The following is a 6,000-nucleotide window of genomic DNA, read 5'->3' as shown; positions in this document are numbered from 1 at the left end:
ACGGCGAGTCACTTTTTGTCAGACGCGACAAAAAGTAACCAAAAAACGCTGCGCTCCGATCATCCGGCCCCTGCGCTGCGCTCCGGGGTCCCCTCACTCCGGCCTCGCTCCCGGGAGGACCGCGCTGCAGGCCCCATCCTGGGGCCCAGCGCTTGACGGGCATCCATGCCCGTCACCTCCCTTCGCAAGGCCTGCGTTCGGCCTCCTGAAGTCGCGAAGATCAAAAGCAAGATCAAGATCAAGATCAAGATCAAGATCAAGATCAAGAGCTGGGCCGGGGGGGGCGCAGCTGGGCATTTCTCAAGCGGTGCTTGGACCGCGTCGCGCTATGCGCGACAATGGCGATCATTTTCGGAGCCCCCCATGACCGATTTCACCCCCGACGCCATCCTCGATGCAACCGGCCTGAACTGCCCGGAACCGGTGATGATGCTGCACCAGCACGTGCGTGACCTGGCCGCTGGCGGCCTGCTGAAGGTCATCGCCACCGACCCGTCGACCCGCCGCGACATTCCCAAGTTCTGCAACTTCCTCGGCCACGAACTGCTGCAACAGCAAGAGGACGCCGGTACTTTCTTGTACTGGATCCGCAAGAAAGCCGACTGAAGCGCTCTGGAACACGCCCGACGTTGCGCCTACACTGCGTTCCCCAGACAGGAGAGCGCCATGCTGATAGTTGCCGACGAGAACATCCCGCTGCTCGATGCCTTCTTCCAGGGTTTCGGTGAAATCCGCCGTTACCCCGGCCGAAGCCTCGATGCCGCCAGCGTCAAGGACGCCGATATCCTGCTGGTGCGCTCGGTAACCAAGGTCGACCGCCAGTTGCTCGAAGGCAGCCGTGTACGGTTTGTCGGCACCTGCACCATCGGCACCGATCACCTGGACCTCGACTACTTTGCCCAAGCCGGCATTCGCTGGAGCAGTGCGCCGGGCTGCAATGCCCGCGGTGTGGTCGATTACGTGCTAGGCAGCCTGCTGACCCTGGCCGAGCTGGATGGAGCAGCACTGCCCGAACGCGTGTACGGGGTAGTGGGTGCGGGTGAGGTGGGTGGCCGCCTGGTGCGGGTGCTGCACGGCCTGGGCTGGAAGGTGCTGGTGTGCGACCCGTTGCGCCAGGCCGCCGAGGGCGGCAACTACGTTAGCCTGGAAACCATTGTGCAACAGTGCGATGTGATCAGCCTGCATACCCCGTTGCAGCGCGGTGGCGAGCACCCGACCTGGCACCTGTTGGGCCAGGCGCAGCTCGCGCAGTTGCGCCCGGGTGCCTGGCTGATCAATGCCAGCCGAGGCCCGGTGGTGGACAACGCCGCCTTGCGCGAGCTGCTGCTGGACCGTGAAGATGTGCATGCGGTGCTGGATGTGTGGGAGGGCGAGCCACAGGTCGACCTGCAATTGGCCGACCTGTGCACCTTGGCCTCGCCGCACATTGCCGGCTACAGCCTCGACGGCCGCCAGCGTGGCACGGCGCAGATCTACCAGGCGCTGTGCCGTTTCCTGGGGGTGCATGAGCAGGTGCAGCTGGCAGACTTGCTGCCCCGACCGCCGCTGGCGCAGATCGAGCTGGATGCCAGCACTGACCCGGCTTGGGCATTGGCGACCCTGTGCCGCGCCGTGTACGACCCACGACGCGACGATGCCGACTTCCGTCGCAGCTTGAGTGATGACCCGCAGCAGCAGCGTGCGGCGTTCGACCAGTTGCGCAAACAGTACCCGCCTCGGCGCGAGATCGAAGGGCTGGCGGTGCGCTTGCGTGGGGAGTCGCCGCAGTTGGCGCAGCTGGTCAGTGCCTTGGGGGCTGAGTTGGTCTGACAAGTTGGCAATTCCCCAGGTTTTTGCAGTCCCCTGTAGGCGCGGCGTACACCGGCTGTCAGGCAATAAAAACCCGGCGCATGCGCCGGGTTGCAAAAAATCCGCCGATTAACCTTTGCGTACGCGCTCGACCCGGCTTTCTTCCAGAGCCTTGCAGGCCTGCTGGATCATCTGCTCGGTGATAGGCACTTCGCGCCCCTTGCCGTCGATGATCGAACCGCACGCCTGTGATTGCGGGATGGTCTGGGGCTTCTGGTTGTCATTGCCATGCTGCAAGCTCATGCACTGTCTCCTCTTCAGGTTCAAGGTCAGGGTAGCCCTGCGCCGTGACTGGCCTGTGACAGCTTCTGTGTCACGGCAGCAACAGTCCAACAGAAACCCTGTGAAAGCTCCATGATCTGTTTAGACCAATGCGTTATAGCAACCTGCGTACACTCCATCGACCCGGATGAATGATAGTCTGCGGTTTCCCCGCCATTGTGGTCGCTGCCATGCCAGAATCGGTTTCTCCCCGCCAACGCCGTGCCTTGCGCCTGGCTTGGCAGTTCGTCCGTCCGTACCGCCGCCAGGTGCTACTGGCCTTGTTGGCCCTGGTGGTCACTGCCGCCATCACCCTGTCCATGGGCCAGGGCATCCGCCTGCTGGTAGACCAGGGCTTCATGACCCGCTCCGCGCACCAACTCAACCAGACCATCGGGCTGTTCCTGCTGCTTGTGCTGGCCCTGGCAGTGGGCACCTTCAGTCGTTTCTACCTGGTGTCGTGGATTGGCGAGCGCTGCGTGGCCGATATCCGCCGTGCCGTGTTCGACCACCTGATCGGCCTGCACCCCGGTTTTTTTGAAGACAACCGCAGCTCCGAGATCCAGTCGCGACTGACCTCCGACACCACCTTGCTGCAATCGGTCATCGGCTCCTCGTTGTCGATGTTCCTGCGTAACGCGCTAATGGTCATTGGCGGTGTGGTGCTGCTGTTCATCACCAACCCCAAGCTCACCAGCATCGTGGTGGTGGCCCTGCCGCTGGTGCTGGCACCGATCCTGTTGTTCGGCCGGCGGGTGCGCAGCCTGTCGCGCCAGAGCCTGGACCGGGTGGCCGATGTGGGCAGCTACGTGGCCGAGACCTTGGGGCAGATCAAGACAGTACAGGCCTACAACCACCAGGCACATGACCGCGAGCGTTTCGCCGACACGGTCGAAGCCGCATTTGGCGTCGCCCGCAAGCGGATTGCCCAGCGTGCCTGGCTGATTACCTTGGTGATCGTGCTGGTGTTGGGGGCGGTGGGGGTGATGCTGTGGGTCGGCGGCATGGATGTAATTGCCGGGCGTATTTCCGCAGGCGAGCTGGCGGCTTTTGTGTTCTACAGCCTGATCGTCGGTAGCGCGTTCGGCACCCTGAGTGAGGTGATCGGCGAGCTGCAACGTGCGGCGGGTGCGGCCGAGCGTATCGCCGAACTGTTGGCGGCGCGCAGCGCGATCCTGCCACCCACCGTGGCGCAGGCGCTACCGCAGCAGCGGGCCAGCGGACATATCGAGCTGCAGCAGTTGGTATTCGCCTACCCGTCACGGCCCTCGGTGGCGGCTGTCGATGGCCTGAGCCTGGTCATCGAGCCTGGGCAGACCGTGGCCTTGGTTGGCCCTTCGGGGGCGGGCAAGTCGACCCTGTTCGATTTGTTGCTGCGCTTCTACGACCCCCAGCAAGGGTGCATCCTGCTCGATGGGCTGCCGGTTACCGAGCTGGATCCCGACCAATTGCGACGGCAGTTTGCCCTGGTGGCGCAAAACCCCTCACTGTTTCGTGGCACGGTGGAGGCCAATATCCGTTATGGCCGGCCCGAGGCGACCCTGGCGGAGGTCGAAGCAGCGGCGCATGGCGCCTATGCCGACGAATTTATCCGGCAGCTGCCGCAAGGCTACCAGACGCCCTTGGGCGAGGGCGGCATCGGCCTTTCCGGCGGCCAGCGCCAGCGCCTGGCGATTGCCCGTGCGTTGCTGGTCGATGCACCGATCCTGTTGCTGGATGAGGCCACCAGCGCGCTCGATGCGCAGAGCGAGCACCTGATCCAGCAGGCATTGCCCAGCCTGATGGCCGGGCGTACCACGCTGGTGATCGCCCATCGCCTGGCCACGGTGCAGCACGCCGAGCGCATCGCGGTCATCGACAAGGGGCGGGTGGTGGCGGTGGGCACCCACCGCCAGTTGATCGAGGAAAGCCCACTGTATGCGCGGCTGGCGGCCTTGCAATTCACAAGCGGCTAACGCGTCGTAAGCTTGTAACAATTTTGTAGCAATTGCCTGAGAGTATCTGGCTCAACTGTTGCGTAAGTGCTCGACCTGGCTGCCATTGCTTGATGGCAGCTTTTTTTTGGCCTGCCAACAAGGACATGGAATGCCTTACCTGGTGTTGCGGATGCGCGCCATTCCTTTCCTTCCGGTTTCGAGATCCACGATGTTGCGTAAATCCCTCAGAGTGCAAATTCTCTCGCTGCTTGGCGGTAGCCTGGTGGCGATGCTGCTGATCGCACTGGTGTGTTTCCAGTTTTTGTCGTCCAGCGTGCGCGGTTATGCTGAGTTGGTCGACGGGCCGCTTCGGGCCTCGCAACTGATTGACGAAGCCAACCTGCAGTTCAAGATCCAGGTGCAGGAATGGAAGAACGTGCTGCTGCGCGGGCGTCAGCCGGCTGAGCTGGACAAGTACTGGCAGCAGTTTCAGGCGCGCGAGCAACAGGTGCAGCAACTGCTCGGGCAATTGATCGACAGCAGCGACGCCAGGCTCAAGGCGCCGTTGCAGCAATTGCGTGATAGCCACCGACAGTTGGGCCAGGCCTATGCGCAGGGCCGTCAGGCCTTCGTCGCCGCGGGTGGCGACCCGGTCGCCGGCGATCGGGCGGTCAAGGGCGTGGATCGCGCAGCCAGTGAGCAGATGAGCGAACTGGTCGAGCAATTGCGTGCCGATGCCCGCCAGCGCGCGGCCAGTATCAGCGCCAGCGCCGAGCGCACGGTATGGCTGGGCCTGCTGGTGATGCTGGCCTCGGCGGTGACGGTGGGGCTGCTCAGCCTGTGGCTGGTGAACCGCAGCCTGATCGAGCCGATCCGCCAGCTGATCGAGTATGTTGCGCAGCTGAGCCAGGGCCGTTTTGCCGCCCGGGTGGACAGCCGCCGGGAGGATGAACTGGGGCGCCTGGCGCGGGCCGCCAATACCCTGCGCGACTTCCTCGCCGACACCGTCGGCCGGCTGAAGGACAATGCCCAGGAGCTGGAAGGTGCCAGCGGCCAGTTGCGCAGCATTGCCGGCGACATGGCCCGCGGCACCCATGACCAGTTCCAGCGTACCGACCAGGTGGCCACGGCCATGCACGAGATGTCTGCCACCGCTCAGGAAGTTGCCCGCCATGCTGCAGAAGCTGCCCGTGCGGCGGATGACGCCGACCACAGTGCCCAGGCCGGTGAGCAGGTCATGCAGCAGACTATCGACATCATTGGCGTGGTCAACCGCGAAATCGCCGGTACCGCAGCGGTGATCCGCGACCTGGAGCATGACAGCACCCGTATCGGCAAAGTACTGGAAGTGATCCGCGGTATTGCCGAGCAGACCAACCTGCTGGCGCTCAACGCGGCGATCGAAGCGGCCCGCGCTGGTGAGGCCGGGCGGGGCTTTGCGGTAGTGGCCGATGAGGTGCGCAGCCTGGCCCAGCGCACGGCAGCCTCGATTGCCGAGATCCATCAGATCATCGAAGCGGTGCAGTCGGGCGCGGTGGAAGCGGTGAAGGCCATCGAAAGCGGCCAGCAGCGAAGCGAAGAGGGGGCCGAGCAGGTGCAGCAGGCCGGGCAGATGTTGCAGCGCATCACCCTGGCGGTAGAGGCGATCCGCGACATGAACCGGCAGATCGCCACGGCGGCCGAAGAACAGACCAGCGTGGCCGAAGACATCTCGCGCAACCTCATCGAAATCACCCGTATTGCCACGGCCAACCAGGCGTCTGTGCAGTACACCGAGCAGGCGGGGCAACGCCTGCATGGGTTGTCGGGGCAACTGGGTGAAGTGACCTCGCGCCTGAGCGCCTGACAATTTCAGCGCAACAAAAAGCCCGCGCAAGGCGGGCTTTTTGAAAGGATCTGGTCGGAGAGACAGGATTCGAACCTGCGGCCTTCTCGTCCCGAACGAGACGCGCTACCTGGCTGCGCTACACTCCGA

At 63.9% G+C, this 6,000-nt stretch carries 5 protein-coding genes, 1 tRNA gene and 1 pseudogene; 5 read left to right on the top strand and 2 right to left on the bottom strand.

All coding sequences use genetic code 11. The features are described 5' to 3' along the window. Window positions 1–363: 363 nt before the first annotated feature. Complete coding sequence (gene tusA, locus LU684_RS26845) at window positions 364–606, top strand: sulfurtransferase TusA (RefSeq protein ID WP_016500764.1); 243 nt, start codon at window positions 364–366, stop codon at window positions 604–606. Window positions 607–666: 60 nt separating this feature from the next. Continuing rightward, the gene (gene pdxB / locus LU684_RS26840; RefSeq protein ID WP_023048914.1) at window positions 667–1,809 is read left to right on the top strand and encodes a 4-phosphoerythronate dehydrogenase PdxB; all 1,143 of its coding nucleotides are present in this window, start codon (window positions 667–669) and stop codon (window positions 1,807–1,809) included. A 108-nt stretch (window positions 1,810–1,917) separates the two neighbouring features. Here pdxB and LU684_RS26835 read toward each other — a convergent pair whose 3' ends face one another. Further along, window positions 1,918–2,091 carry a PA1571 family protein gene (locus tag LU684_RS26835; RefSeq protein WP_016485621.1) on the bottom strand — a complete coding sequence of 58 codons (174 nt, stop codon included), beginning with the start codon at window positions 2,089–2,091 and terminating at the stop codon, window positions 1,918–1,920. A gap of 209 nt (window positions 2,092–2,300) precedes the next feature. Between LU684_RS26835 and LU684_RS26830 the strand changes: the two genes are divergently transcribed. From LU684_RS26830 to LU684_RS30850, 3 genes and pseudogenes are all read left to right on the top strand, one after another. Next, complete coding sequence (locus tag LU684_RS26830) at window positions 2,301–4,064, top strand: ABC transporter transmembrane domain-containing protein (protein ID WP_024717342.1); 1,764 nt, start codon at window positions 2,301–2,303, stop codon at window positions 4,062–4,064. A gap of 130 nt (window positions 4,065–4,194) precedes the next feature. Next, window positions 4,195–4,938, top strand: a pseudogene (locus LU684_RS30855) (methyl-accepting chemotaxis protein); the annotation flags it as partial. Window positions 4,939–5,103: 165 nt separating this feature from the next. Then, window positions 5,104–5,871 carry a methyl-accepting chemotaxis protein gene (locus LU684_RS30850; protein WP_371262311.1) on the top strand — a complete coding sequence of 256 codons (768 nt, stop codon included), beginning with the start codon at window positions 5,104–5,106 and terminating at the stop codon, window positions 5,869–5,871. A gap of 51 nt (window positions 5,872–5,922) precedes the next feature. Here the strand turns inward: LU684_RS30850 and LU684_RS26820 are convergent. After that, window positions 5,923–5,999 (bottom strand) — tRNA-Pro (locus LU684_RS26820). Window position 6,000: the final 1 nt, after the last annotated feature.

Origin of the sequence: Pseudomonas sp. NMI542_15 (genome assembly GCF_021283425.1) — a bacterium.
GTDB classification, from domain to species: domain Bacteria; phylum Pseudomonadota; class Gammaproteobacteria; order Pseudomonadales; family Pseudomonadaceae; genus Aquipseudomonas; species Aquipseudomonas fortuita.
This window is presented reverse-complemented; position numbering and strand designations above follow the sequence as displayed.